This is a genomic window from Nocardia sp. SSK8 (genome assembly GCF_037034205.1).
Classification (GTDB): Bacteria; Actinomycetota; Actinomycetes; order Mycobacteriales; family Mycobacteriaceae; genus Nocardia.
The window spans coordinates 241976-267849 of the sequence record NZ_JBAGKD010000002.1 but is presented as its reverse complement, the minus strand read 5'-3'; the positions used below and the strand labels follow the sequence as shown (position 1 = coordinate 267849).

The window sequence follows — 25874 nt, the reverse complement described above, 5'->3', positions numbered from 1 at the left end:
GGATGCGGGCACTGTTGGCGTTCACCGGCAGCCGGGGCGATGCGCAACCCGGAATCCTGCTGGCCCACGCGCTGCGCGAGCGCGGTCACGAGGTGACGCTCGCGCTGGCACCGAACCTGGTCCCTTTTGCCGAGGCACACGGCGTCCCGGCCGTGCCGTACGGCTATGACAGCGCCGCGCTCTTGCTGGCGCAGCGCACCGACACCCGTTTCGGCAGCCGCGACCCCCTGGCCCGGTTCCGCGCGATGATCGATCTCCAGCGCCGCGGGGTGCCGGAGATGGTCCGCGATCTGCGCGCGCTCGTGCCCGGCCACGATGTGGTCGTGGCCGGGATGGCCGGGGAGGAGGCGGCGGCCGCCACGGCACGAGCGCACGGACTGCCGTTCGCCGCGCTGCACTTCTTCCCGATCCAGCCCAGTGCGGCCGTCCCGGTCGTCCCGGCGGCGTGGGCGCGGCGGCTGCCCGGCGCGGTGCACCGGCTCGGTTGGACGCTCCTCACGGGTCTGCGCGCCGCCGCCCTCGCCCCGATCCTGCCCCGCGCCGAGGCGCCCACCGCGACCGTGCGGATCCAGGCCTACGACCCGGACCTGTTCCCCGGCCTGCGCGCGGAGCTGCCGGGACCGTTCACCGGCTTCCCGACCGACCGCGACGGCCTGCTGCGGCCGCCACCCGATCCCGATCTCGACGCCTGGCTCGCCGCGGGCAGCGCCCCGGTCTATGTCGGCTTCGGTTCGATGGACGTCGGTGACCCGCACGCCTTCGCGGCGATGCTGCGGGAGGTGTGCGCACGGCGCGGACGACGGCTGCTGCTCGTCAGCGGCTGGAGCCCGCTCACCCCGGCGATCGACGAGACGGTCGCGGTGGTGACCCACGTCGACCACGCCGCCGTGCTCCCCCGCTGTGTCGCCGCCGTCCATCACGGCGGCGCGGGCACCACCGCCGCGGCACTGAGAGCCGGTGTACCGCAGGTGATCTGCTCGGTGCAGGCCGACCAGCCCTACTGGGGCGCTGCCCTGCGGCACCTCGGCCTGGCCGCGACCGTCCCCGCGAAGGACCTCACCGGCGACCGCCTCGCCGACCTGCTCGACCGCGTCGCCGACCCCGAGACCATCCTGCGCGCCGCCGCGTACGCCGGGGAGTTCACCGGCGACGGCGTCGACCGCGCCGCCGACGCCGTCGCCGCCCTGGCCGCCCCGACCCCTTCGCTCAGGAGGCTCCGATGAGCACCGACATCGCCATCCGCACCACCGGTCTCGGCAAGTCCTACGGCGATTTCACCGCCGTAGGCGGGGTGGACCTCACGGTCCCGGCCGGTTCGGTGTTCGCCCTGCTCGGCCCGAACGGCGCGGGCAAGACCACCACCGTCCGCATGCTCGCCACCCTCGTGCGCCCCGATCGCGGCAGTGCCGAGATCTTCGGCTACGACATCGCGCGCGACGCCACCGCCGTGCGATCCATGATCGGGCTCACCGGCCAGTACGCCTCGGTGGACGAAACCCTCACCGCCGGTGAGAATCTGCGCCTGTTCGCCCGCCTGCTCGGCTTCTCCCGCCGCGGTGCCGCCGACCGCGGCGCGGAGCTGCTCGACGAATTCGAGCTGGCCGCGGCGACCGACCGTCCGGTCTCGCAGTTCTCCGGCGGCATGCGGCGCAGGCTCGACCTGGCGGCCACGCTCATCACCGACCCACCGCTGATCTTCCTCGACGAGCCGACCACCGGCCTGGACCCGCACACCCGCGACAAGATGTGGGGTGTCGTCCGGCGCCTCGTCGCCCGGGGCGCGACCGTGCTGCTGACCACGCAGTACCTCGAGGAGGCCGACGCGCTGGCCGACCGGATCGCCGTCATCGACCGCGGCGCGATCGTCGCCGAGGGCACGGCGACCGAACTGAAAGCGTCCATCGGCGACCAGGTGCTGCGGCTGGATCTGGCCGATCCCGCGGATTCCGCCCGCGCCGAGGCCGTGGTCGTCGACCTCACCGGCGAGATCCCGGAGGGCTCGACCGCAGGCACCCTCACCGTCGCCCTGGCCGACGCGGGCACCGCGGCCGATATCGTCGCCGCCTGCCGCGCCGCCGGAATCCCGTTGCGCGGCTTCGCCGTCGACCGTCCCGATCTCAACGAGGTCTTCCTCGCCCTCACCGGCACCGCCGCCTGATCCCGCGAAAGGCCGTCATGACCGTCACCACCGCCGAGATCGCCCCGCGCACCGCGCCCGCGACGATCGACCGAAGTCCCCGCGTCACCCGGGTGGGGCCGCGCGCCGCGCTGTTCCATGCGCTGATGATGGCCTGGCGCGGCCTGCTCACCTTCCGGCACAGCCCACAGTTGCTCTACGACGCACTGCTGCTACCCATCGTCGGACCCGTCCTGTTCGGCAGCATCTTCGGCACTGCCATCGCCGGGAGCATGCAGGCGTACCTGCCGATCCTGATTCCCGGGGTGCTCGTGCAGATCGTGCTCACCTCGTCGGTGGCCACGGGCGTGCAGCTCTCCGAGGACATCCGCTCCGGGGTGTTCGACCGGTTCGTGGCCATGCCGATCGCCCGTTCCGCGCCGGTCGCGGGCGCGCTGCTGGCCGGGGCCACCCGCTATGTGCTGGCCGCGACGACCGTGGTGATCGTGGGCTTCGCCATGGGTTACCGGCCCGCGCATCCGCTGGGCTTCGTCGCCGGGGCCGTGCTGGTGGTGCTGGCCACCACCGCGATCAGCTGGTTGTTCGCGTTCATCGGCGTCACCGTGTCGCGGCCCGCGGCGGTGCAGGGGATGTCGATGCTGGTGCTGACCTTCCTCAGCTTCGCCTCCAACGCGCTGGTGCCCGAGGAATCCATGCCCACCTGGCTGGCGTTCGTCTCCGACTACAACCCGGTGTCCTATCTCGTCTCCGCCGTGCGCGCCCTGGCCGAGGACGGAGCCGTCGGCGCCGACGCGCTGTGGTCGATCGTGGCCTCGCTCGTCGTGGCCGCCGTCTTCGCGCCCCTGACCGTCCGCACGCTGCGCGCCCGCTGAGGAGCTCCCATGACCCGCACCGCCCCCGCGCCCACCCTCGTCGCGCCCGCCGCCGTCAACCGGCTCACCGCCGATGACGACCTGTTCCTGAAACTGCACAGCCTCTACGGCAACGCCCTGGTCAACCAGCTCGCCTGGCGCTTCGACGAACCCGTGCCGCACGCGGTGCTCACCCGGCTGCACGCCCACCTCGCCCAGGGTTTCCTGGCCCGGCGCGTGCAGCCGGTCCGGCTGCCGTTCGCCCGCCCGTACTGGCTGCCCGCCACGGCGGCCCTGCCTCTGGACACCGATCCGGACCCGGTGCCCGAGGACGAGGTGCTCGACTGGTTCTTCGCCCAGAGCCGGGTGGACTTCGACCCGGCGAGCGGGCGGGTCTGGCGGCTCTCGGCGGCACCGACCGTCTCGGGCGGCACGCTGGTCTCGCTGGTGACCTCGCATGTCGCCGCCGACGGCGGCGCGGTGCTGTTCGCGGTCGGCGACGCGCTGGCCCGGCTCGCCGCCGACGAGACACCCGACCGGTCCGCGAGCTCCGGGCGGCTCGTGGGCACACGACCGCGGAACCCGTTCGCCGCGAACCTGTCCGACGCGGCCGGACAGACCCGCGCCATCGTCCGCGGTATCCGCGCCGCGCTCGCGGCCCGCGCCGTCACCGAGCCCGCCCGCAACCCGCGCCCCGCGCTGCCCGCACTCCCCGTCACCGCACGCTGGGCACCCGCCGATCTCGTCGCCCGCATCGATCTGGAGCAGTGGAACACCGCGGCCCATCGCCACGGCGGCACCACGAACGGCCTGCTCATCGCCCTCGGCGCCGGACTGCTCGGCCGCAGCGGCCGCCTCGGGGACGCCGCCGAGATCCGCGTCGACGTCCCGCATTCGCTGCGCGGTCCGGGCGATCCCCGCGCCAATGCCACCACCGGGCTACCGATCTCGGTCACCTACCGCACCGGCGAACACATCGACCTGGCCGCCGTCCGCGCGGCGGTCAAACGCGCCGCCACGGCCTACCGCGACCCCGCCACCACCCCGGCCCTGCAACACCTGCAGCCGCTCCAGATGGTGCTGCCCCAGGTGGTCCTGCGCCGGTTCGCCCGCACCGCCAAGGCGCCGGAGTGCCTGTGCACCAACCTCGGCGACACCGCCCTGGGCGTGGCCGAGCTCGCCGGACACCGCGCCGCCGCCGTCCTCATGCGCCCGGTGGTCTGCGCCAACGATCCGGCGATGTTCCGGCGCGTCGAGGTCGGCGTCAACCTGTCGTTCAGCACCGACGGCGACACCGTCACCCTGGCGATCACCGGCGCCGACCCCGACCGATTCCCCACCCGCGCGCACCTGCGCGAGCAGGTCACGGCCGAGCTGGCGTCCTGGGGCCTGACCCCGCACTACTGGTAATCACCCGCTCCGGGTGAGGACGGGCGCCGGGTGCGCGTGTTCGCTGGAACTCGTGACCAAGTACCCACCGATCGACGAGCACGGCATCGTCGGGGACCTGCAGACCGCGGCACTGGTGTCGTCGGACGGGACGATCGACTGGTGGTGCGCGCCCCGCTTCGACTCACCGAGCGTGTTCGCCTCGCTGCTCGACAGCGAGAAAGGCGGATACTGCAAGGTCGCCATCGACACCTCCCACACCGCCACCGTCCGCCAGCTCTACCTCCCCGACACCGCCATCCTGCTCACCCGGTTCAGCGGGCCCGACGGGGTCGGTGAGGTCGCCGACTTCATGGAACCGCTCACCGGTGACGAACCGGCCGAGCGGCACCGGCTCGTGCGCGTCATCCGGGTGGTGCGCGGCACCCTCACCTTCACCCTGGCCTGCCGTCCCCGCTTCGATTACGGCCGGGCCACCCACACCCTCGACCTGCTCGACGACCACGCCGCGGTCTTCGACTCCCCCGGAGCAGGCCTGCACCTCGAGACCTCGTCCCACATCGTCCTGCGCGCCGACGGCACCGACGCCGTCTCCTCGTTCACCCTGACCGCCGGTGACGTGGCTGGCGTCGTCCTCACCACCACCGGCCCGGGCACGGCACTGACCGAACGGTCGACCCCCGACGGCGTGCGCGACGAATTCGACCGCTGCAGGCGCTTCTGGCAGAACTGGCTGCGTACCTCCAACTACCGCGGCCGCTGGCGCGACATGGTCAATCGGTCGGCCATCACCCTCAAACTCCTCACCTACGCCCCGACCGGCGCCCCCATCGCCGCCGCCACCATGGGCCTGCCCGAACAGATCGGCGGCGAACGCAATTGGGACTACCGCTACACCTGGATCCGGGACGCGTCGCTGTCGGTGCGGGCGCTGATGGACCTCGGCTTCACCGAGGAGGCCTGGGCCTTCCGCAACTGGTTGCGCGAGCGGGTCGGGGCGGGCGGCACCGCCTCCGGGGAGCCCTTGCAGATCATGTACCGGGTCGACGGCGACCCGAAGCTCACCGAGGAGATCCTCGACCACCTCTCCGGCTACCGGGGTTCCGCGCCGGTCCGGCTCGGCAACGGCGCCGCCGACCAGATCCAGCTCGACATCTACGGCGAGGCCGCCGACGCGCTCGCCCAGGCCACCGGCGTCGCGGGCATCGACGGCTGGAAGATGTTCGCCGGGCTCGTCGACTGGCTCGCCGACCACTGGGACCGCCCCGACGAAGGCATCTGGGAGACCAGGGGCGGCAGGCAGAACTTCACCTACAGCCGCCTGATGACATGGGTCGCCTTCGACCGCGCGATCCGCCTCGCCACCGACGACGCCCGGCCCGCCGACCTGATCCGCTGGCGCACCGAACGCGACGCCGTCTTCGACCAGATCGTCGAGAAGGGCTTCGACCCCGAACGCCGGGCCTTCGTGCAGCACTTCGACACCCAGGTCCTGGACGCCTCGCTGCTGCTCATGCCCCGCATGGGCTTCCTGTCCGCGTCGGACCCGATGTGGCTGAGCACCCTCGACGCGATGGACCGCGAACTCGTCAGCGACAGCCTGGTCTACCGCTACGACCCGGAGGCGTCCCCGGACGGTCTGCAGGGCACCGAGGGCACCTTCAACCTGTGCAGCTTCCTCTACGTCGAAGCGCTCGCCCGCACCGGCCGGGTCCAGCAGGCGCGCTACGCCTTCGACAAGATGCTCACCTACGCCAACCATGTCGGCCTGTTCGCCGAGGAGATCGGCCCGTCCGGCGAACAACTCGGCAACTTCCCCCAGGCCTTCACCCACCTGGCCCTCATCGCCGCGGCCCAGGCCCTCGACGAGGAACTCGACCGCGCCGAAGCCCGCCCCTGACATGTCCGGCGGCGCGGCAACCCCGCGCGGCGAGATCATCGATCGGACGAACCGCCCGCCGATCCGCTCCCCAGCACGCACAGCGGATTCGCCACCATGGCGGCCTGCGCCGAACCCGACGACGACCCGGTGATCCCGGCGTCGACCGGTGGTGTGTTCGGCACCGGCGCCGCCGGGTCGCCCGAGCCGCCGGTCACCATGGACGCGCCGTCGAGATGCGCGGGGGCCGGGACGTCGAGCAGATCCAGCACGGTCGGGGTGATGTCGGCCAGGGTGTATCCGTTGTGCTGCGCGCCCGCCGCGAACCCCGGTCCGCGCGCGATCACGAAACTGGCGGTCTCGTAGGCGCTCTGCCCACCGTGCCCACCCTCCGGCTTGTGCCCGTGATCGGTGGTGACCAGGATCGTCCAGCGCTCGCCCGGATGCGCGGCCGCGCGCGCGTCCACCGCGTCCGTGATCTTCCCGACCAGGCCGTCCGCGCGGCCGATGGCATCGCGATACGCCTGCGGCCAGATTCCGCGCAGGGTGTGTCCCACGATGTCCACCTGGTCGAGGTGGGTGAACAGCAGATCGGTCCCGTCGTCGGTGATGGCCGCGACGGCCTGCGCGGTGGCCGTGGCGTCGGCGGTCGTCTCACAGACGCCCGCTCCGGTGGGATCGAGCTGCGTGACGGTCACCCGGTCGGCCCGCGGGCTGCCGGTGCGCGCGATCATGCCGATCGTGTCCCAGGTCCCGATGGAGGCCGTCGACAGCGACGGATGCGCGCGCTCCACCTGGGTGAACACCGTCGGATACTGCGCGAAAGGTCCGGCGTCGCAGGTGGATCCGTTGTCCTGGATCCCGTGCTTGGTGTCCCACACCCCGGTCAGCGCCGTCGCCCACGAGACGCACGACATCGTGGTGTGCGGGGCGATGGAGGTTCGCGCCAGGGTGCCCTCCGCGGCCAGCCGGTCCAGGTTCGGCGCCTCGGCCGCCGACACCTCACTCCACAGTGTGCCGTCGATACCGATGACCACGACCTTGTTCACGACCGGTGCCGCCGGGGCGGGCGCCGCGACGGCGAGCGGGACAGCGGCCAGCGCGGCGGCGGCGAGGATGCGGTGAGTACGAGACATGCGCGGCACCGTAGCCGCCGAACGGACCCGCCACCCAGCAAATTGGACAATCGACCGAGACAGTCCCGCCCACTGGGAATCCCGTTGTCGCGCGACATCGGCAACGGGTCCCGGGTGGGCGCCCCTCACCTCACCGGGCGAGAGGCAGCACTGTCGCCAAGGCACGCAGGGCCGCGAGGTAATCCTCACCCAAGACCTGGATCGCGACGTGCCCCGCCCCGGCATCCAGGTGCGCGGCCAGCCCCGCGGCGACCCGCTCGGGTTCGCCGTGCAGCGCGAGCACGTCGATGAGCCGATCACTGCCCGGACTCGTCAGGTCCGCTTCGCTGAAGCCGAGCCTCCGCAGATTGCTGACATAGTTCACCAACCCCAGATACATCGGGATCATCGTCCGGGCGACAGCACGCGCTCGTTCGGGATCACCGTCGACGACCACCTTCTGCTCCGCGACGAGCAGAGCGTCCGCACCGACGACCCCGCGCGCGCTCCGGGTGTGCTCCGGCGGGGCGAGATACGGCAGCGCACCGGCACTCCGATCACGGGCCAGCTCGAGCACCCGCGGCCCGAGCGCCGCGAGCGCCCGGCTCTGTTTCGGCACACCCGCCGCGTCGAGTTCGTCCAGATAACTCACCAGCGCGTCATACGGCTTGATCGCGTCCGCGCCATTGGCCTCCCGATGACCGGCCCCGATCCCGAGCAGGAACCGCCCGGGAAACCGCCGCTCGATCCGATGGAACGACTCCGCCACCACCCCGGCAGGCGCCGTCCAGATATTCACGATGCTGGTCCCCACGGTCAACGACTCCGTCGCCGCGAGCAGCCCCTCCGCCGCCGCAAGATCCCCAGGCGGCGAACCCCCCAACCACACCGCCCCGAACCCCAGCCCTTCGATCTCCCGCGCATCCCCCGGGGTAACCCCCTGGTACCCACGCCACACACCGTACGTCCCGGCAACCTTCGTCATGCCGAACCCAACCCCCACCCACCCCACCGTATTCCCGCCCGAATGCCTCCTGCCACACCTGCCCAGCTCGCGGATCGGGCACCCCAGCACGTGTGCATGTGCTCTTTCGAGGTAGGTCGACCTGGAGCCGACCGTCACTGTGCGGCCCTCGTCATCGAGGCCACCGCAGACAACCGGCTCGGCAGCGGTTCGGCGGAACCGCTGCCCGGCGGCTCCGGCTAGCAGTCGCGGCGGCGCAGGGCCAGCCAGCCCACTCCGATGGCCGCCGCTGCCCAGCAGGCGCTGACGGCGAGACCTGTCCATGGGCCGAGGACGCCGGTGGGGTCGGACACCAGGACCTGGCGGCCCGCGCGGTCCGGCAGGTACTCCGCGACGCTGCCTCCTCGGGTGACATCGCCGAGCACGAACGACAGCATCAGCACGACCGGGATCAGCACACCCATGGTGACGGCCGAACTGCGCACCAGGGTGGCGATCCCCGCGGCCATCAGCGCCATCAGCGTCAGGTACACCGCGCAGCCGAACGCGGCCCGCCAGGCGACCGGATCGTCCAGCCCGATCGCGCCGTCACCGATGAGGGGCCGCCCGACGAGCAGGCACAGGACGCCGATGACGAGCCCGACAGCGAAGGTCAGCGCACCGATCACGGCCAGATTGGCGGAGTACAGCAGCCCCCTCCGTGGCACGGCGGTCAGCCACACCCGCATACCGTTGTCGCGGTACGGTCCGGCGGCGCAGGCCGCACCGAACGCGATGGCGATGACCTGCCCGAAGTTGATTCCGAAGAACGACAGCAGCACCGGATCGAAATCCGCTGTGCCCTTGTCTTCGTGCGCGAGCGTGGCGCTGCCGAGCAGGGACAGCCCGACCGTCACCGCGAACAACAGCACCAGGATGCCGTTCAGCGAGGGCAGCGATCGAGCCTTGATCCATTCCGAGCGAAGGACCGGGGTGAATGTCATGGTCATGCCTTCTCGAGTGCGGGGGTGGTGGCCACGTATTCACCGTCGGCCGAGGTCAATTCGAGGTATGCCTGTTCCAGCGATCCCCGCTCTTCGGCGAGTTCGAGCACCGGGACGCCCGCGTCCACGAGCAGCGGGCCGATCCGGTCGAGACGCTGCCCCGGGATGAACCAGCTCCCGGAGTCCTCGACCACCTCGATTCCGGCACCGGCCACTACCGCTCGCAGCCGCGCTCCGTCGGTCGTGCGCACCCGCACCCGCGACTGCACATGATCGGCGATGAAGACCGGCAACCCGGTATCGGCGAGCACCCGGCCGCGGCCCAGCACGATGAGGTGGTCGGCGAACGCGGCGGTCTCCCCCATCAAGTGACTGGAGACGAGCACCGTCCGGCCCTCGCCCGCCCAGCGGCGCAACGTTTCCCGGATCCAGATGATCCCTTCGGGATCGAGCCCATTGGACGGTTCGTCGAGCATGATCACCGGTGGATCACCCAGGAGCGCCGCCGCGATCCCGAGGCGCTGGCGCATGCCGAGCGAATAGGTGCGAACCCGGCGCCCCGCCACGGCCCCCAACCCGACCTCCTCGAGGACCGCGGTGACCCGCCCGGCCGGAATGCAGTTGCCAGCAGCGAGCGCGAGCAGATGATCGCGCGCGGTGCGGGCCGGATGCGCGGCCGCGGCATCGAGCAGGGCGCCGACCGTGCGCAGCGGCCGGTCGATATCGCGGAACCGGCGACCGCCGACGGTCGCCGTCCCCGAACTCGGCCGGTCCAGGCCGAGGATCAGCCGCATCGTGGTCGACTTGCCCGCGCCGTTGGGGCCGAGGAATCCGGTGACGCGCCCGGGGCGGACCGAGAAGTCGATCCCGTCGACAGCCCTGGTACGCCGGTAGATCTTGCTGAGTTCGCGGACTTCGATACTGGTCATATTCCCACCATCGCCTGGTCGCGCGGCCAGAACTTCCCCACCGAGCGGGTATCGCCTCCCCCGCGCGGGGGAATCGCCGGCCACCGAACGCTGGCACGATCGACCTGTGTTCACGACACTGTTGCGGCCACTGGCGCGTTCGGTGACCTACACCCGCGGACTGCATCTGGCCCTGCCGATGACGGCAGTGGCCTTGTGGATGTTCATCGACAAGGACAGTCCCTGGGTGCCTGCGCTACTGGCCGTGCCGATCGGGCTGATCCCGGGCGTGCGGCTGGCCGAGGCGATCCAGGCGCAACTGTTCCTCACCCCGCACGAACGCGGCGCCACCGATGCCTCGATCGCCGTGGCGCCCGCCGCCGACTGGGCGGATCGCTGGCGGACCGTGCTGTGGCTCGAGATCCGCTTGCTGGCGAGCACGGCGCTGTTCGCCATCGGCGTACCGGCGATCCTGCTGTGTTCGGATCTCGTACGCGCGGCACTGGGCGCCGGGCCGACCGGGGACACGCTGATCCGCCTCGCCGGTCCGCGCTGGTGGTACGCGCTGGTCGCGCCGCTACCGATGCTGCTGCTGCTCGCGGTGCTCGTCGGCCTCGGCGAGCTGGTCACCGCCGGTGCGCGGTGGTTGCTCGGCCCGTCGGCCTCGACCCGGCTGCACGCGCTGGAAGAACGCACCGAGCGGCTGCTGGAGAACAACCGCATCGCCCGCGAACTGCACGACTCGATCGGCCACTCGCTCACCGCGATCGTGTTGCAGGCCGGTGCGGCCCGCGCGGCCGGTAAGCCCGAGTTCACCGGCACCGCGCTCGCCGCGATCGAAGACACCGGCCGCACCGCGCTGGCGGATCTCGAGCGCGTCCTCGCGGTGCTGCGGGAACCGAGCACGCCCGTGGACCAGCGTCCGGTGCTGACCGCGGCCGCCCGCCTGTTCGACTCGGCCCGGTCGGCGGGAGCCACCATCGATGCCGATATCACCGGCCCGATCGAGCGGGTCTCCGGTCCGATCTCGCGCGAGGGCTACCGGATCCTGCAGGAAGCACTCACCAATGCCCTGCGGCACGCGGGCCGTGTCGCTGTGCGGGTTCGGGTGCACGCGGACGCGCACTGGCTCGAGCTGGAGGTGTCTAATCCCGTCCCGGCCGCCGGATCGGCCGATCGAGCGGTCCCGGCCGGTCCCGGCAGCGGCCTGCGCGGGATTCGGGAACGCGCCGAACTCCTCGGCGGCGATGCCCACATGGGCCCGGCGGACGGGCAGTGGCGGACATGGGTCCGGCTCCCGACCCACGGCCTAGGCTGATCCGGTGACCATCTCGGTGCTGCTGGTAGACGACGAACCGCTCGCCCGGGCGGGGCTGCGGACGATTCTCGATGCGCAAGAAGGAATTACGGTCATCGGCGAAGCGGCCGACGGCGTCTCGGTGGTCGGCGAGGTCAAGCGACTGCGCCCGGATGTCATCGCCATGGACGTGCGGATGCCGCTCATGGACGGCATCGAAGCCACCCGAGCGGTCCTTCGAGCGCTCCCGGACCCACCGAAGATCCTGATCATCACCACCTTCGAGAACGACGACTACGTCTACGAGGCACTGCGCGCTGGCGCCGACGGCTTCCTGCTCAAACGCGCCCGCCCCACCGAGATCGCGAACGCGGTACGCACGGTCGCCCAGGGCGATTCGGTGCTCTATCCGGCCGCGGTCCGATCGCTCGCGGCAGGCCGCGGAAACGACACCGCCCGCGCGATCCTGGCGCGCGCCGACCTCACCCAACGAGAAGTAGCGGTCCTGCGCCTGATGACGAAAGGACTGTCGAACGCCGAGATCGCGGCCGAGCTGTATGTAGGGTCGGAAACGGTGAAAACCCACGTCAGCTCGATCCTGGCGAAGTTCGGCTCCCGAGACCGCACCCAGGCGGTCATCGTCGCCTACGAATCCGGCTTCGTCTAACGGCTACGCCGCGCCGAGCGGGCAGCGCGAGCAGTCGGGCACCATCTGGGAAACCTACGGGCCGACGACCGGCACGGAACTCACGTTCTGACGAGTCACGGGCAGCGGAGCGCGATCCGGGCCGGGGAAGTCGGGCGCGAGCTCCGGTGGGTCGATCCCGGCGGCGAGTCGTCGCTCGCGGCGGGCACGCAGGTAGCGGTCGGCCAGGACACAGCACACCACGATCAGCAGCAGGGACCAGCCGAAGGTGGCGCGGGAGTACTCGAGGTCGCGGCCGAACGCGGGCCAGCGGAACAACAGCCACGTCTCGTAGCTGGCGAAGCCGAAGATCGCCAGCCATGCGGGCCAGTTCCGCACCAGCGAGCTGCGCTGGACCACGGTGAGCAGTAACGGGAACAGGAACATCGAGTAGTACTGCTGCCCCAGGGAACTGAGCACGAACTCCGCCGTCAGCAGCACACCGGCGACGGTGGTGGCGAAGAACAGCTCCTGATCGCGGTAGTAGCGCCACAGCAGCCACAGGCTGACCGCGACCATCCCGGCCAGCAGTGCCCGCGCCGACAGGATCGCGCCCGCGGGGATGTCGTAATAGACGCCGAACCCCGACAGCGAGGAGTTGTAATAGTCGCGCACGCTCAGGCTGTAGGGCAGGTTGTGCACGAAATAGCGGCCAGGGTCGGCGGCGAACGGCCACGCGATCCCCGTCGCGGCGATCGGAAGCACCACCGCGATCACGACCGTGGACCATTGCCTGCGCACGGCGGGTAGCAGCAGCAGCGGCGCGAGAATCGGTTTGATCGCGATCGTCAGACCGAGCACCACACCCGCCGCGACATCGCGCCGCTGCAACAGCAGCATCAGGAACCCGACCTCGGCGAGGAAGAACAATCCGTTGACATTGCCGAAGGTCAGCGTGTTGACCAACGCCTCGGACAGAAACAACGCGAAGTAGGCCACCGGCGCGAGCGGGGACCGCCAGCTGTAACCGAACATCCGCAACAGCAGATGCATCGCCAAGATCGCCGCGAACAGATTCAGGAACAGGAACACAGTGCGTCCAGTCGCCTCGTCGAACAGCGCCATCGCCGCCAGCAGCATCGTGCCACCGGGGGGATAGAGGTAATGCGGATCCACCGAGGACAGATTCGCGGTGTAGACCGGCTCGTGCCGCAGAAACGCCGCCAGCGCGGTGTAGACCGGGGTGAAGTCGTTGGTGTGATGGCCCGGCAGCGCCTTGGAATACACCATGTCCGCGACGGTGACCAGCGCCAGCGGCCACATGATCAGCTGGACAACCCCGCCCGGCGAGAGCTCGCCGGGGTCCAGCAACCTGCGCAGCATCACCGGAGGTGACCGGTCAGCTGGGGAACGGCATCCACCACATGCTGGGCCCAGATCGGTTCCCCGATCCAGGTGAACTCCCAATCGTGGTGGGGGCGATGGAGTTTGCCGAGAACGACGCCGGTGTGCGAACGGGCGATCGACAGATCGACCCGCACCAGCTCGGCGCCGGTGACATTGTCGGTGACATGACAGAAGCCGTTCTCGATCTGCTCGAACTGCTGCCCGGTGTAGCAGGTCACCACGAACACCACCGTGGTGACCTCGGCCGCGATTCTGGTCAGGTCGACGACGACGACCTCGTTGTCGCCGTCACCATCGCCGGTCACGCTGTCACCGAGATGCCGCATGGCACCGTCCCGAGAGGACAGTTGCTCGTGGAAGGCGACATCGATCAACTGCTCGCCCGTGAAGGCCAACGCGGCCGCATTGAGGTCGATCTCAGTGCCACGGCGGCCGAACAACCCACCGCGGCGGACGGGATCCCAGCCCAGCCCGAGGGTGACGTGCGCGAGCGGGACGGGGCGGGCAGGGGGAACAACGCCATTCATACAGTGCTCCTCGACGAGCGATCGAACCCGGCTCGACGGTGTTCGAGACGGGTTGCCGACCAGACTTCCCGGCGCACCTGGGTGTAAAGATGCCGCAAAGACCGTGCTCACCGCAACTTCCCTGCCTCCGCCCACTGTTCGAGACACGTCTTCGCTCGCATCAATTCACTTGTCTGCCACTCCTTTTCGAGCGCTTCGCTGGTGCGGCGAGGCGAGGTGATCGTCCGGTGGCACGTGTTAGTGTGCGAAGGATCGGCGCAGCTCGTGCCGGGATGTTCGATGGGAGAATCGCTATGGGTGTCAGCCTGTCCAAGGGCGGCAACGTGTCACTGACCAAGGCCGCGCCGAACCTCACCGCGGTGGCCGTCGGCCTCGGCTGGGATCTCCGGACGACCACCGGGACAGACTTCGATCTCGATGCCAGCGCCATCGCGCTCGGCAGCGACAAGAAGGTGGTGTCGAGCGGGCACTTCGTGTTCTTCAACAACCTGAAGTCCCCCGAAGGCGCGATCGAGCACGCGGGTGACAACCGGACCGGCGAAGGCGCGGGCGACGACGAAGTGATCAACGTCGACCTGGCCAACACCCCGCCGACGATCGACTCGATCGTCTTCCCGGTCTCGATCTACGACGGCCTGAACCGCAGCCAGTCCTTCGGCCAGGTGCGCAACGCCTATATCCGCGTGCTGGACCGCAGCAACGGCGAGGAGCTGGCACGCTACGACCTGTCCGAGGACGCCTCCACCGAGACCGCCATGGTCTTCGGCGAGCTGTACCGCAACGGCGCGGAGTGGAAGTTCCGCGCGATCGGCCAGGGCTACGCCTCCGGACTGGAAGGCATCGCCAGGGATTTCGGCGTCGCCCTCTGATCGTCCGACACCGAACCCGGTGTCACAGGACCGCTCGCCGTCGACGATCGGATCGGCTCACTTCCGCCAGAACAAGTGGTGGACGACTCCGCTCGCGCTCGGGACCTTCTCCAGATGGAACCGGTCGGTGAGGTCGTCGGGGCTCTCCCAGAATCGCTCACCCCGCCCGAGCACCACGTCCGGGACCATCGCGCAGTGCAGGGAGTCGATGAGGTCGGCGGCGAGGAATTCCCGCACGGTCGCCACACCGCCGCCGATGCGCACATCCTTGCCGTCGGCCGCCGCGAACGCCTCCTTCAGTGCATCCTCGGGTGACGCATCGAGGAAATGAAACGTGGTGTCGCCCAGGGTGAACGAGGGCCGCACGTGATGTGTGAGGACGAACACCGGGGTGTGGAACGGCGGCTCATCGCCCCACCAGCCCTGCCAGTCGTAGTTCTCCCAGGGCCCGCGCTGCGGCCCGAACTTGTTGCGGCCCATGATCTCGGCGCCGATATTGTTGTGGAAGTCGCGTGTGAAGTAGTCGTCGAGCCCCTCACTGCCACCCGGCTCGGCACGATTCGGCCAGTGCGCGGTAGCCCCCGCCCAGGCGGCCAGCTTCGACGGATCGGCGTGCCCGAACGGCCGCTCCCGGCTCTGCCCCTCCCCCGACCCGAACCCGTCGGCCGACAACATGAAATTCTGCACCCGCACCCGCTGAGCCATCTCGAACCCCTTCCGTTCGCACCCGGTCAAGTAGTTGCGAACATACGCGCCCGGACCCGGTCGAGCACCGGTCCTCGGTCTGAGCGGTGTTCCGGCAACAGGAGCACACCTCGAGCGACGACGTCCAGGCATTCGGTCAACCCTGTGTGCTGTTCGGCGGAACCAATCCCCTGCACGAGAATTCGCTAGTCCACGCAACGGCACAATCCTGCTCACGATCCGCTGCGGCGTCGGCTCATTTGTCATTCCTTCGTCTCCACCCCCGGAGGAGAATCGCCGCCGGACAGTTCCGAATGAGAGACGTGAATCCGCTGGTAGACCCACTTCCTTGGTTGATGTCTGGGTGTTCCCTGTGTGACCTTTTGAGGATGACAACCCGGCATCCGCGATCATCCCCGTAACGACAGCGGCCCCGCCTCGGATTGCTCCGGGGCGGGGCCGCAAGCGAAAAGTGCTGCTAGCAGCTACTTTCCCATGCAGTCGATAGCACTACTTCTGGGCGGCCTTGTACTCACGACGGCGGCGGTGCAGGATCGGCTCGGTGTAGCCGTTGGGCTGCTTCGTGCCCTCGAGGACCAGTTCCTTGGCGGCCTGGAAGGCGATGCTGGCGTCGAAGTTCGGGGCCATCGGGGTGTAGGCCTTGTCGTTGGCGTTCTGGCGGTCGACGACGGGGGCCATGCGCTCGAGGCTGGCGATCACGTCGGCTTCGGTGACGATGCCGTGGCGCAGCCAGTTGGCGACCAGCTGGCTCGAGATGCGCAGGGTGGCACGGTCTTCCATCAGGCCGATGTCGTTGATGTCGGGCACCTTGGAGCAGCCGACGCCGTGGTCGATCCAGCGGACGACGTAGCCCAGGATGCCCTGGGAGTTGTTGTCCAGTTCCTGGCGCTTCTCCTCGTCGGACCAGTCGGTGGACTGCGCGAGGGGGATCTCCAGGATCTGGTCGACGGTGGCGCGGGGGCCGCCCTTGGCGATCTCGGACTGCCGCTTGAACACGTCCACCTGGTGGTAGTGGGTGGCGTGCAGGGTGGCGGCGGTCGGCGAGGGCACCCACGCGGTGTTGGCGCCCGCCTTCGGGTGGCCGATCTTCTGCTCGAGCATGCCAGCCATCAGGTCGGGCATGGCCCACATGCCCTTGCCGATCTGGGCCTTGCCGGGCAGGCCCTTGGCCAGGCCGGTGTCGACGTTCCAGTCCTCGTAGGAGGTGATCCAGGTCTGGGTCTTCATCTCGGCCTTGCGGACCATCGGCCCGGCCTCCATGGAGGTGTGGATCTCGTCGCCGGTGCGGTCCAGGAAGCCGGTGTTGATGAACACCACGCGGTCCTTGGCGGCCTCGATCGACGCGGCGAGGTTGACCGTGGTGCGGCGCTCCTCGTCCATGATGCCGACCTTGAGGGTGTTGCGGGTCAGGCCGAGGACGTCCTCGATCCGGCCGAACAGCTCGTTGGTGAACGCGGCCTCGTCGGGGCCGTGCATCTTCGGCTTCACGATGTAGACCGAGCCGGTGCGGGTGTTGGCGCGCTGGGTGTCGCCGTTGAGCGAGTGGATGGCGATCAGCGAGGTGATCAGGCCGTCCATGATGCCCTCGGGGACCTCGTTGCCCTCGGCGTCGATGATCGCGTCGGAGGTCATCAGGTGGCCCACGTTGCGCACGAACAGCAGCGAACGGCCGTGCAGCACCAGCTCGGAACCGTCGAGCGCGGTGAACACGCGGTCGGGGTTCATGGTGCGGGTGAAGGTCTTGCCGCCCTTGGTGACCTCTTCGGCCAGGTCGCCCTTCATCAGGCCGAGCCAGTTGCGGTAACAGACGACCTTGTCCTCGGCGTCGACCGCGGCGACCGAGTCCTCGAAGTCCATGATGGTGGTCAGCGCGGACTCGAGCACGATGTCCTTGACGCCCGCGGTGTCGGTCGAGCCGATCGGCGAGTTCGCGTCGATCTGGATCTCGATGTGCAGGCCGTTGTGCTTGAGCAGCACGGAGGTCGGGGCCTCGGGGTCACCGAGGTAGCCCACCAGCTGCGACGGGTCGGCCAGGCTGATGTCGGTGCCGTCTTCCAGGCCGACCTCGAGCTCGCCGTCGACGATCTTGTAGTACGACGAACCGATGTGCGAGCCGGTGATCAGGGTGACGGCGTCGTCGAGGAAGTTACGGCCCCACTCGATGACCTTGTCGCCGCGCACGCGGTTGTAGCCGGTGCCCTTCTCGGCGCCGTTGGCCTCGGAGATGGCGTCGGTGCCGTAGAGCGCGTCGTAGAGCGAGCCCCACCGTGCGTTGGCGGCGTTGATCGCGAAGCGCGCGTTCATCACCGGCACCACGAGCTGCGGGCCCGCGGTGGTGGCGATCTCGGCGTCGACATTGCCGGTGCCGATCTGGAACGGGGCGGGCTCGGGGCGCAGGTAACCGATCTCGGTCAGGAACTGCTTGTAGGCACCCTTGTCGTAACCGGTGCCGGGGCTCTCCTGGTGCCAGGCGTCGAGCTTGCCCTGGATCTCGTCGCGTTCGGCCAGCAGTGCACGGTTGCGCGGAGCGAGGTCGTTGATGACCTGCTCGGCGCCTGCCCAGAACGCGGCGGAGTCCACGCCGGTACCGGGGAGCGCCTCGTTCACGATGAAATCGTGGAGAACGCCGGCCACCTGGAGCCCGCCGACCTGAATCCGCTCTGTCATCTACTGCCTCACTTTTGAGATAGCCGGGTGGGAAAGTCGATGTCATGTTACCCGTGGGTAGTGGTGACACCTCGTGTGGGTTCGAACGCCCAGCGGGCGATATCCATTCCGCCACGCCGATTCACCGACCGGTGAGGTGGGCGTGGCGGACCACCCCTTGATTGTAGGCGGGGCGCGTTTTAATGTACTGATCGGAACATTACTCGGTGACGGGCGCCACTCGCCCCGCCGGAGCGGAGGCACGGTGACCGTCGCGCACCCCGGCGAGCCGGGTTCCCCGGTCCGCCGTCGCGGCCGTCCACCCGCCGCCGCGCGCGGTGCCGCCGACACCGCCGCCCGTATTCGCGCCGCCGCGCTCGCGCTGTTCGCCGAGCGCGGTTTCCACGCCACCGGGGTCGCCGAGATCGGCGCGCGGGCCGATGTGCAGCGGGGGGCGCTGTACTACCACATCGGGTCCAAGGAGGAGCTGCTGTGGCAGATCCTCGGCGACTACACGCGGCTGCTGCTCGCCGACGCCGAACGGATCGTCGCCACCCACGCCGAGCCGGTCCTGATCCTGCGGCTGCTGATCCGCAGTCACGTGGAGCTGATCATCGCCCATCGCCGCGCGGTCGCGGTGCACCTGCGCGACGCCGCCGCGCTCACCGGTGACCGCGCGGCCGAGCTACAGCAGCTGCGCGACCGGTTGCAGGGGCTCTGGCAGGACGTGATCGACGCCGGTCACGCCGCCGGACAGCTGCGCAGCGCCGATCATGTGGTGACCAACGGTCTGCTCGGCATGCTCAATTCCCTCGGTCTCTGGTATCGCGAACGGGGCGCGCACTCCCCCGCCGAGATCGCCGACATTCTCACCGAGACCGTCCTGTCCGGGCTGGTGGCCGCGGACGACAACACGAAAGGCTGACCATGGCGTGGGATTTCGAGACCGATCCGGAGTACCAGCGCGAGCTCGACTGGGTGGCGGAGTTCGTCCGCACCGAGGTCGAGCCCCTGGATCTGCTCTACCCCAATCCCTACGACCGGACCGATCCGGAGATCCGGGCGCTCATGCGGCCGCTGCAGCAGCAGGTCAAGGATCGTGGGCTGTGGGCCTGCCATCTGGGTCCCGAGCTCGGCGGACCAGGTTACGGTCAGCTGAAGCTGGCGCTGCTCAACGAGGTACTCGGCACGTCGATGTGGGCGCCACTCGTGTTCGGTTGTCAGGCACCGGATTCCGGCAATGCCGAGATCCTGGCGCACTTCGGCACCGAGGAGCAGAAGGCGAAGTACCTGCGGCCGCTGCTCGACGGTGAGATCGGGTCCTGCTACGCGATGACCGAGCCCACCGGCGGCTCGGATCCGACGGCGTTTCGCACCACGGCGGTGCGCGACGGGGACGAGTGGGTCATCAACGGCGAGAAGTGGTTCAACTCGGTCGCCGAGTTCGCCACCTTCCACATCGTGATGCTGGTGACCGATCCCGACGCCGAACCGCACCGGCGGCTGTCGATGTTCATCGTCCCCGCCGACACCCCCGGCATCGAGCTGGTGCGCAACTTCACCGTGCCCGGGTTCAGCGAGCACGAGGGCCACCTGCGGTTCACCGATGTGCGGGTGCCCGCCGATCACCTGCTCGGCGGGAGGGCGCGGGGTTCATCGTCGCGCAGACCCGGCTCGGCGGCGGGCGGGTGCACCACGCGATGCGCACGGTGGCGCTGGTTCGCAAGGCCTTCGACATGATGTGCGAGCGGGCGGTGTCGCGGCCCGCGCGCAAGGGCGTGCTGGGCGGGTTCCAGATGACCCAGGAGCGCATCGCCGACAGCTGGATCCAGATGGAGCAGTTCCGCCTGCTGGTGCTGCGCACCGCGTGGCGCATCGACCAGGCCCAGGACTACCGGGCCGTGCGCAAGGACATCGCCGCCATCAAGGTGGCCATGCCGACGGTGATGAACGATATCGCCCGCCGCGCCCTGCACCTGCACGGCGCGATGGGGGTGAGCACCGATCTGCCGTTCCTGGACATGACGACCTACGCCGAGGTGATGGCCATCGCCGACGGGCCCACCGAAGTCCACAAGATCACGCTCGCCAAGGAAGTCCTCAAGCAGTACTCCCCCGCGGATCCGGTGTATCCCAGTGGTTTCCGGCCCGCGCTGCGCGAGAGTGCCCGGGATCTGGTGGCCCGCCGCTTCGACCGCGAAGTGGGCAATCTCTGACCTGGGCTGTGGTCTGCGGCACAAGCTGTCACAGGAGGCGATCTGCCGGGGCACGGTGTCGATGATCCGCAAGGAGGGCCGCGCGCCCGGCTCGCTGTCGGCGTTCAAGGGCCCGCGCGAGCGTGCCGCGGCGGTGGCCGGGAAACAGGCCGGGAAAAAAATCAGCCGACAATCGGCGCCCGTTCTGCCACCATGAATTCCACGCCGGTGATTTTGCACCGGTAGCGACGAGACCCTGGGAGAGGAGGAGACGGCCATGAAACATCCCGCGCCACAACGACAGTCGAAGTCCCGCGCGCGCGGCGACGGTAAGGCCCGCATCGAGTCGCGTTACGCGGCGGACGCGGTGAGCGGCATGGCCCGTCTCCGGTTCGCGCACTGACGCGACAGCCCCTCCACTCCGGCTTCTCGTTCACTTCTCTGGAAAACATGGTGATTCCCATGACGATCCGTCATGCCGTCGACCCGATGGCGCCCACTTCCGACACCTGGATACGCACCAGGGTCCTCGTGCTCAACGCCAGCTACGAGGCCCTCGACGAGATCACCGCCGACCGGGCCGTGACACTGCTGATCAGCGGTGCCGCGGAGACCGTCATCGAGCGGGCGCCGCGGTTCCCGATCCGGTCCCAGCACCTGGTCATCGGCCTGCCGGAGACCATCCGGTTGCTGCGCTACGTCTACCTGGGCCACGTCGCCCCGGTCGACGAGGCCAGCCGCGCCACCCTGGCCGGGGTGCTGCGCCGCGACAAGCACCGCTGCGGCTACTGCGCGGACTGGGCGCAGACCGTCGACCACATCCGCCCGCGCAGCCGGGGTGGCCCCAACACCTGGGGCAATCTCGTGGCCTGCTGCGCCCCCTGCAATACGTCCAAGGCCGACCGCACCCCCGAAGAGGCGGGGATGCGGCTGCTGTGGGAGCCCAAGGCTCCCGACCCGCTCGCCCGCACCCAGCGCCGGATCTGGAAGGAGTACGCGCCGTGACCACCACCGACCTCGCCCTGACCGACCTGCTGACCCTGTCCGATTCGGGGCAGTGGCACCGCGCCGCCTGCCGGGGTGACCCGAACCACGAGGCGTGGTTCCCGTACCCGTCGCAGGACTTCGACTACGCCCGCCGGATCTGCGCCGGTTGCCCGTTGCTCGCGGGGTGCACCGAGTACGCGGCGAGCACCGGTCAGTCGGGAGTCTGGGGCGGCCGTGAGTTCGACCGCGGCCGGGTGATCCGCGAGTGACCGGCCGGGGCCGGGCGTCCGTCTCGACACCCGGCCCCGATGCTGTGAGCTGGGCGGATACCGGTCGGGACGCTCGGCTGCTGCCGTCTGGTCACGGGTCCTTAAACTTGCCGCGTGGGTACACATCGCAGCGGGACCAGATCTCGGAGTATCAGCAAAGGTCCGGTTATCGCGGCGTCGGTACTCGTGCTCGTCCTGGTGGCCGTGTTCGCCTGGTTCCAGTTCAGTGATCGCGCCGATTCGACCGATGTGGCCGCCGCCGCCGAGTGCGTCGAGGGGCCCGCGGCCCTCGATGTCACCGTCGATCCGGCCATCGCCGGTCCGGTGCGCGCCGCGGCCGACGCCTACAACGCGACCAAGCCGCGGGTGCGTGATCACTGCGCGCAGGTGAAGGTATCGGCGCGCCCGTCGGCCGCGCTGGTCACCGGGCTGGCCGACACCACGCAGTGGGATCCGGCGCTGGGCCCGAAGCCGGGCCTGTGGATCGCCGATTCGAGCCGGTCCATCGACCTGGTCCGGGTGCCCGGTCTGATCGAGGGTTCGCCCGCCTCGATCGCCACCAGCCCGATCGTGCTCGGGGTGCCCGACGCGTTGCGCCAGGCGCTCGAGCAGCACCAGATCACCTGGGCGGATCTGCCCCGGTTGCAGCAGGGCTCGCTCGACGAGCTCGGCCTGTCCGGCTGGGGTGGGCTGCGAATGGCGCTGCCCTCCGGCGACGCCACCACCGCGGCCGCCGCCTCGATCGGCGCGGCCGTCTCCGGCACCGAACCGCTGAGTGAGCAGGCCGCGGGTGACGGACAGGTCGTCGCGGCGATCTCCGGGCTCGCCGCGGGCGCCCCCACCCCCGCCGACCTGATGACGGCCATGTCCGAGATCAGCGCCGACCCCACCGGCGACGCCGTGCACGCGGTGGCGGCTACCCAGCAGCAACTGGGCACCGGCGGGCTCACCGCCTACCGGCCCGCGGGCAGTGCCCCGATCGCCGACTACCCGGCGGCGCTGCTGTCGGGCCCGTGGGTGGACAAGACCCAGAACCTCATCGCCTCCCGGTTCATCGATTTCCTGCGCGCCCCCGAGCAGGCGGCCGCGCTGGCGGCAGACGGGTTCGGCCCCGCGATCGGCTCGGCACCGGCCAATCCGCCCAAGGGCGCGCTGCACAAGGTGCAGTCGACGCTGGCCAACCCGGTGCTGGGCGTGAACGCCACCGTGCTGCTGGATGTGTCCTCCTCGATGAGCACCACCGACGGGTCGGCCACCCGGCTGGCGAACGCGAGCGCGGCGCTCGTCTCGACCTTGCAGGTGATGCCCCCGGACTTCGGTCTTGGCCTGTGGACCTTCGGCAAGAACATCGACGGCACCAACCCCTACGAAGTCCAGGTTCCCACGGCGCTGCTCACCGATTCCCAGCGCAATGCCTTCGGCCAGGCCATCATCTCGACCTCGGCGACCCAGATCAGCGCCGATCAGGCGTATCCGAGCCTGCTGGCCGCCTATCGGGCCGCCGTGGCGGCCTACTCCCCCGGTCGCACGAATTCGATCCTGCTCATCACCGACGGCCCGGACGACGATTCCTCGCTGACCGGCACGGCGCTGGTCAGCGAGATCACCGCCGCCACCGATTCGGGGAAGCCGGTGCGTATCGATGTGATCGTGATCGGCGGCGAGGGCACCCAGACCTTGCAGGCGCTGGCCCAGCAGACCGGCGGCACCTACACCCGGATGACCACGAGCAACGATCTCGGCTTCGGTACCGCCGTGGTGCAGGCCCTCACCACGCCCTGAGTCCGGTCAGGGCGAGACCTCCACCAGCGCACCGGATTCCAGCGCGATCCAGAGGTGACCGGCCGCGTCCACGGTGAGGCCGTGCGGTTCGGCACCGGGCAGGTCCAGGTGGGTGACGGCACCCTCGGTCGTCATCCTGCCGAGTCGGGCGCTCGCCCATTCGGTGAACCACAAGGCCCCGTCCGGGCCGGTGACGAGCGCGTGCGGCCGGGCCGCCGGGTCGGGCAGTGGGTATTCGGTGATGGTGCCGTCCACGGCGATCCGCCCGATCGCCCCCGCCCCGATCTCGGTGAACCACAGTGCCCCGTCGGGTCCGGCGGTGATGCCGACCGGCGCGGCGCCGGAGGTCGGCAGCGGGTACACCGTCACCGCGAGGTCGGTGTCCACCCGGCCGATCGCATTGCCCTGGTTGATGGTGAACCACAGCGCGCCGTCGGGGCCGGGTGTGATCATCGAGGGCATCCCGTCGATCTCGACCCGGTCGATCCGTCCGTCGGCCGCGATCCGCCCGACCCGCCCGCGCTGTAACTCGGTGAACCACAACCCTTCCGGCCCGACGCACAGCCCGTAGGGACCGTCGAGTTCGATGCTGGTGACGGTGCCCTCCGCCGCGCGGCGCCCGAGGCGTCCGCCGCGGAACTCGGTGAACCACAGGGCGTTGTCCGGGCCGGTCACCAGGACGGTGGGCTGGCCGTCGACCGGGTCGAGGGTGATCATGTCGACGACCCCGTCCCGGTAGCGTCCGATCGCGCCTTGCGTGGCCATGGTGAACCACAGCGCGCCGTCCGGTCCGACAGTGATGCCGTAGGGTGCGCCGTCGACCTCGACGACGTTCACGAGCTCAGGCACAGTCCTGAATTCCCTTCTGTAGTCCCCGGAATCGACGACGCAGGGCCCGGTCGTGCGAGACGACCACCACCGCGCCGCGGTAGTCGTGCAGGGCGCGTTCCACCTCGTCGACCAGGGTGAGCGAGAGGTGGTTGGTCGGTTCGTCGAGCAGCAGCAGGTCGTATTCCCCGGCCAGCACCCGGGCCAGGGCGAGCCTGCGCCGCTGCCCTTCCGACAACGTACCCACCGGGCGGTCGAACTGGTCCGCGTCGAACAGGCCGGTCGCGCGCAGGGCGTCCCGGCCGAAGCCGTAGGTGTCGACGACGCTGCGGTCGGGATCGAATCGTTCGTCCTGGCGCAGATAGCCGACCCGGCCGGGCGCCGCGGCGTGCACGGCGTCGAGTAGGGTCGATTTCCCGGCGCCGTTGGGGCCGTGGATGAGCACCCGGTCGCGCGGACCGACCGTCAGCGAACCGACCGCGAACGCCGTTCGGGCGCCCGCCGCCGCGAACCGGCCACGGAACCGCAGCGGTTCCGGCGGGCACGGCACCGCGTCCGCGCGCAGCCTGCGCAGGCGCTCGGCGGTGCGGCGCACCCGCGAGGCGACCGAGCTCTGCACCCGGCCCGCGTTGCGGTCGTAGGCCATCTTGTTGTTGTCGGTCATCGCGCGGCCGTGGCCCACCTGCACGGCGGTGGTCGCGGCGAACTCCTCGAGCCGGGCGATCTCGTCACACCAGCGGGCGTAGTCCTGTTCCCAGCGGATCCGGGCGGCGGCCTTCTCGTCGAGGTAGCCGGTGTAGCCGCCGCCGAAGCGGGTGAGGGTGCCGTCGGCGACCTCGACGATCGCGGTCACCACGCGATCGAGGAAGACCCGGTCGTGCGAGACCACGACCACGGTGCCGCGGTGGGCGCGCAGCCGGTTCTCCAGCCAGGTCAGCGCGGCCTCGTCGAGATGGTTGGTCGGCTCGTCGAGCAGCAGGACCTCCGGGGAGGCCGCGAGCAGGCGGGCGAGCCCGAGCCGGGCCCGCTCGCCGCCGGACAGGGTCGTGAGCTCGCGCGCCCGGTCGATGCCCGCCAGGCCGAGGCCGTGCAGGGAGGCCTCGACCCGGGCGTCGGCGGCGTAGCCGTCGCGGGCTTCGAAGCGGGTGAGCAAGGCACCGTAGCGGGCCATGTCCTGGGCTTCGGCGGCGTCCTGCATGCCGCGTTCGAGTGCGCGCAGCTCGGCGAGCGCGGCGTCGACGGCCGCGCCGACGGTCGCGCCGGACAGCGTCTGGGCGAGATGCCCGACGCCGCCGTCGGCGGTCACCGTGACCGCGCCGGAGTCGGCGGTCTCCAGCCCCGCGAGCAGCCGCAGCAACGTCGACTTTCCCGACCCGTTCTCCCCGACGATCCCGACCCGTTCGCCGGGCCGGACGGTCGCGGACACGGTGTCGAGCACGGGCCTGCCGAGGTAGGACTTCGAGACGCCGTGCAGAGACAGCTGAGTGGTCAAACAATGCTCCAATCGCAAC

The 25874-nt window shown here is 70.1% G+C and carries 24 protein-coding genes and 1 pseudogene; 15 read left to right on the top strand and 10 right to left on the bottom strand.

Translation table 11 applies throughout. The features are described 5' to 3' along the window. Positions 1 to 2: 2 nt before the first annotated feature. The 5 genes from WA675_RS04705 to WA675_RS04685 are packed head-to-tail and all read left to right on the top strand — an operon-like array spanning position 3 to position 6277. The gene (locus WA675_RS04705; protein WP_336082221.1) at positions 3 to 1223 is read left to right on the top strand and encodes a glycosyltransferase; all 1221 of its coding nucleotides are present in this window, start codon (positions 3 to 5) and stop codon (positions 1221 to 1223) included. Then, entirely contained in the window at positions 1220 to 2158 is a 939-nt protein-coding gene (locus WA675_RS04700; protein ID WP_336082220.1) for an ATP-binding cassette domain-containing protein, read from the top strand. The genes WA675_RS04705 and WA675_RS04700 overlap by 4 nt, the downstream gene beginning before the upstream one ends. A gap of 17 nt (positions 2159 to 2175) precedes the next feature. Continuing rightward, on the top strand, positions 2176 to 3009 hold the full coding sequence (locus WA675_RS04695) for an ABC transporter permease (protein ID WP_336082219.1): 834 nt from the start codon (positions 2176 to 2178) through the stop codon (positions 3007 to 3009). A 9-nt stretch (positions 3010 to 3018) separates the two neighbouring features. After that, a complete protein-coding gene (locus WA675_RS04690) occupies positions 3019 to 4398 on the top strand; it encodes a hypothetical protein (RefSeq protein ID WP_336082217.1) in 1380 nt (459 codons plus the stop codon). 52 nt (positions 4399 to 4450) lie between these two features. Beyond that, complete coding sequence (locus tag WA675_RS04685; RefSeq protein ID WP_336082215.1) at positions 4451 to 6277, top strand: glycoside hydrolase family 15 protein; 1827 nt, start codon at positions 4451 to 4453, stop codon at positions 6275 to 6277. A gap of 35 nt (positions 6278 to 6312) precedes the next feature. On the opposite strand, the gene WA675_RS04680 is transcribed toward WA675_RS04685, so the two are convergent. From WA675_RS04680 to WA675_RS04665, 4 genes are all read right to left on the bottom strand, one after another. Beyond that, the gene (locus WA675_RS04680) at positions 6313 to 7392 is read right to left on the bottom strand and encodes an alkaline phosphatase family protein (RefSeq protein WP_336082213.1); all 1080 of its coding nucleotides are present in this window, start codon (positions 7390 to 7392) and stop codon (positions 6313 to 6315) included. Positions 7393 to 7522: 130 nt separating this feature from the next. Beyond that, positions 7523 to 8356 carry an LLM class F420-dependent oxidoreductase gene (locus tag WA675_RS04675; protein WP_336082211.1) on the bottom strand — a complete coding sequence of 278 codons (834 nt, stop codon included), beginning with the start codon at positions 8354 to 8356 and terminating at the stop codon, positions 7523 to 7525. 218 nt (positions 8357 to 8574) lie between these two features. Beyond that, the gene (locus WA675_RS04670; protein WP_336082209.1) at positions 8575 to 9318 is read right to left on the bottom strand and encodes a hypothetical protein; all 744 of its coding nucleotides are present in this window, start codon (positions 9316 to 9318) and stop codon (positions 8575 to 8577) included. A gap of 2 nt (positions 9319 to 9320) precedes the next feature. Further along, a complete protein-coding gene (locus WA675_RS04665) occupies positions 9321 to 10247 on the bottom strand; it encodes an ABC transporter ATP-binding protein (RefSeq protein WP_336082207.1) in 927 nt (308 codons plus the stop codon). A 106-nt stretch (positions 10248 to 10353) separates the two neighbouring features. Here WA675_RS04665 and WA675_RS04660 point away from each other — a divergent pair, with 106 nt between their 5' ends. Continuing rightward, a complete protein-coding gene (locus WA675_RS04660) occupies positions 10354 to 11544 on the top strand; it encodes a sensor histidine kinase (protein ID WP_336082205.1) in 1191 nt (396 codons plus the stop codon). Between the two features lie 4 nt (positions 11545 to 11548). Then, positions 11549 to 12190 carry a response regulator transcription factor gene (locus tag WA675_RS04655; protein ID WP_336082203.1) on the top strand — a complete coding sequence of 214 codons (642 nt, stop codon included), beginning with the start codon at positions 11549 to 11551 and terminating at the stop codon, positions 12188 to 12190. A gap of 54 nt (positions 12191 to 12244) precedes the next feature. Here the strand turns inward: WA675_RS04655 and WA675_RS04650 are convergent, their stop codons facing one another. Together WA675_RS04650 and WA675_RS04645 are read right to left on the bottom strand one after the other, a co-directional pair. After that, entirely contained in the window at positions 12245 to 13531 is a 1287-nt protein-coding gene (locus WA675_RS04650) for a glycosyltransferase family 87 protein (protein WP_336082202.1), read from the bottom strand. Next, positions 13531 to 14082, bottom strand: coding sequence for a TerD family protein (locus WA675_RS04645; protein WP_336082200.1), 552 nt, complete (start codon positions 14080 to 14082; stop codon positions 13531 to 13533). Before WA675_RS04645 ends, WA675_RS04650 begins: the two co-directional genes overlap by 1 nt. Before the next feature lie 293 nt (positions 14083 to 14375). Between WA675_RS04645 and WA675_RS04640 the strand changes: the two genes are divergently transcribed. Next, positions 14376 to 14951, top strand: a complete 576-nt coding sequence (locus WA675_RS04640; RefSeq protein ID WP_336082199.1) for a TerD family protein — start codon at positions 14376 to 14378, stop codon at positions 14949 to 14951. 57 nt (positions 14952 to 15008) lie between these two features. Here WA675_RS04640 and WA675_RS04635 read toward each other — a convergent pair whose 3' ends face one another. Together WA675_RS04635 and WA675_RS04630 are read right to left on the bottom strand one after the other, a co-directional pair. After that, positions 15009 to 15656: a dihydrofolate reductase family protein gene (locus tag WA675_RS04635; protein WP_336082198.1), complete on the bottom strand. Its 648-nt coding sequence runs from the start codon at positions 15654 to 15656 to the stop codon at positions 15009 to 15011. 489 nt (positions 15657 to 16145) lie between these two features. Next, positions 16146 to 18323 (bottom strand): malate synthase G, encoded by a 2178-nt coding sequence (locus tag WA675_RS04630; RefSeq protein ID WP_336082196.1) that lies wholly within the window; start codon positions 18321 to 18323, stop codon positions 16146 to 16148. Between the two features lie 244 nt (positions 18324 to 18567). Between WA675_RS04630 and WA675_RS04625 the strand changes: the two genes are divergently transcribed. The 7 genes and pseudogenes from WA675_RS04625 to WA675_RS04595 all read left to right on the top strand — a co-directional run bounded on the left by WA675_RS04625 (position 18568) and on the right by WA675_RS04595 (position 23535). After that, positions 18568 to 19227 carry a TetR/AcrR family transcriptional regulator gene (locus WA675_RS04625; RefSeq protein WP_336082194.1) on the top strand — a complete coding sequence of 220 codons (660 nt, stop codon included), beginning with the start codon at positions 18568 to 18570 and terminating at the stop codon, positions 19225 to 19227. Between the two features lie 2 nt (positions 19228 to 19229). After that, positions 19230 to 20518 (top strand): annotated as a pseudogene (locus WA675_RS04620) (acyl-CoA dehydrogenase family protein). A gap of 61 nt (positions 20519 to 20579) precedes the next feature. Continuing rightward, on the top strand, positions 20580 to 20714 hold the full coding sequence (locus WA675_RS04615; RefSeq protein WP_336082193.1) for a hypothetical protein: 135 nt from the start codon (positions 20580 to 20582) through the stop codon (positions 20712 to 20714). Between the two features lie 60 nt (positions 20715 to 20774). Next, on the top strand, positions 20775 to 20900 hold the full coding sequence (locus tag WA675_RS04610) for a hypothetical protein (protein ID WP_336082191.1): 126 nt from the start codon (positions 20775 to 20777) through the stop codon (positions 20898 to 20900). A gap of 59 nt (positions 20901 to 20959) precedes the next feature. After that, positions 20960 to 21502: an HNH endonuclease gene (locus WA675_RS04605; RefSeq protein ID WP_336082190.1), complete on the top strand. Its 543-nt coding sequence runs from the start codon at positions 20960 to 20962 to the stop codon at positions 21500 to 21502. Then, positions 21499 to 21753: a WhiB family transcriptional regulator gene (locus WA675_RS04600; RefSeq protein WP_336082188.1), complete on the top strand. Its 255-nt coding sequence runs from the start codon at positions 21499 to 21501 to the stop codon at positions 21751 to 21753. The genes WA675_RS04605 and WA675_RS04600 overlap by 4 nt, the downstream gene beginning before the upstream one ends. Positions 21754 to 21867: 114 nt before the next feature. Next, the gene (locus WA675_RS04595; RefSeq protein WP_336082186.1) at positions 21868 to 23535 is read left to right on the top strand and encodes a substrate-binding domain-containing protein; all 1668 of its coding nucleotides are present in this window, start codon (positions 21868 to 21870) and stop codon (positions 23533 to 23535) included. 6 nt (positions 23536 to 23541) lie between these two features. Here WA675_RS04595 and WA675_RS04590 read toward each other — a convergent pair whose 3' ends face one another. Continuing rightward, on the bottom strand, positions 23542 to 24384 hold the full coding sequence (locus WA675_RS04590) for a Vgb family protein (protein ID WP_336082185.1): 843 nt from the start codon (positions 24382 to 24384) through the stop codon (positions 23542 to 23544). Next, positions 24377 to 25867 (bottom strand): ABC-F family ATP-binding cassette domain-containing protein, encoded by a 1491-nt coding sequence (locus tag WA675_RS04585; protein ID WP_442945564.1) that lies wholly within the window; start codon positions 25865 to 25867, stop codon positions 24377 to 24379. The genes WA675_RS04590 and WA675_RS04585 overlap by 8 nt, the downstream gene beginning before the upstream one ends. Between the last annotated feature and the right edge of the window lie 7 nt (positions 25868 to 25874).

What these genes read in the sequence shown, in the direction of transcription:
- WA675_RS04680 (WP_336082213.1), bottom strand. Translation starts at nt 7,392, where the DNA reads ATGTCTCGTACTCACCGCATCCTCGCCGCCGCCGCGCTGGCCGCTGTC.
- WA675_RS04635 (WP_336082198.1), bottom strand. Translation starts at nt 15,656, where the DNA reads ATGGCTCAGCGGGTGCGGGTGCAGAATTTCATGTTGTCGGCCGACGGG.
- WA675_RS04650 (WP_336082202.1), bottom strand. Translation starts at nt 13,531, where the DNA reads ATGCTGCGCAGGTTGCTGGACCCCGGCGAGCTCTCGCCGGGCGGGGTT.
- WA675_RS04630 (WP_336082196.1), bottom strand. Translation starts at nt 18,323, where the DNA reads ATGACAGAGCGGATTCAGGTCGGCGGGCTCCAGGTGGCCGGCGTTCTC.
- WA675_RS04615 (WP_336082193.1), top strand. Translation starts at nt 20,580, where the DNA reads ATGATCCGCAAGGAGGGCCGCGCGCCCGGCTCGCTGTCGGCGTTCAAG.
- WA675_RS04670 (WP_336082209.1), bottom strand. Translation starts at nt 9,318, where the DNA reads ATGACATTCACCCCGGTCCTTCGCTCGGAATGGATCAAGGCTCGATCG.
- WA675_RS04605 (WP_336082190.1), top strand. Translation starts at nt 20,960, where the DNA reads ATGACGATCCGTCATGCCGTCGACCCGATGGCGCCCACTTCCGACACC.
- WA675_RS04675 (WP_336082211.1), bottom strand. Translation starts at nt 8,356, where the DNA reads ATGACGAAGGTTGCCGGGACGTACGGTGTGTGGCGTGGGTACCAGGGG.
- WA675_RS04640 (WP_336082199.1), top strand. Translation starts at nt 14,376, where the DNA reads ATGGGTGTCAGCCTGTCCAAGGGCGGCAACGTGTCACTGACCAAGGCC.
- WA675_RS04690 (WP_336082217.1), top strand. Translation starts at nt 3,019, where the DNA reads ATGACCCGCACCGCCCCCGCGCCCACCCTCGTCGCGCCCGCCGCCGTC.
- WA675_RS04700 (WP_336082220.1), top strand. Translation starts at nt 1,220, where the DNA reads ATGAGCACCGACATCGCCATCCGCACCACCGGTCTCGGCAAGTCCTAC.
- WA675_RS04695 (WP_336082219.1), top strand. Translation starts at nt 2,176, where the DNA reads ATGACCGTCACCACCGCCGAGATCGCCCCGCGCACCGCGCCCGCGACG.
- WA675_RS04665 (WP_336082207.1), bottom strand. Translation starts at nt 10,247, where the DNA reads ATGACCAGTATCGAAGTCCGCGAACTCAGCAAGATCTACCGGCGTACC.
- WA675_RS04645 (WP_336082200.1), bottom strand. Translation starts at nt 14,082, where the DNA reads ATGAATGGCGTTGTTCCCCCTGCCCGCCCCGTCCCGCTCGCGCACGTC.
- WA675_RS04610 (WP_336082191.1), top strand. Translation starts at nt 20,775, where the DNA reads ATGAAACATCCCGCGCCACAACGACAGTCGAAGTCCCGCGCGCGCGGC.
- WA675_RS04705 (WP_336082221.1), top strand. Translation starts at nt 3, where the DNA reads ATGCGGGCACTGTTGGCGTTCACCGGCAGCCGGGGCGATGCGCAACCC.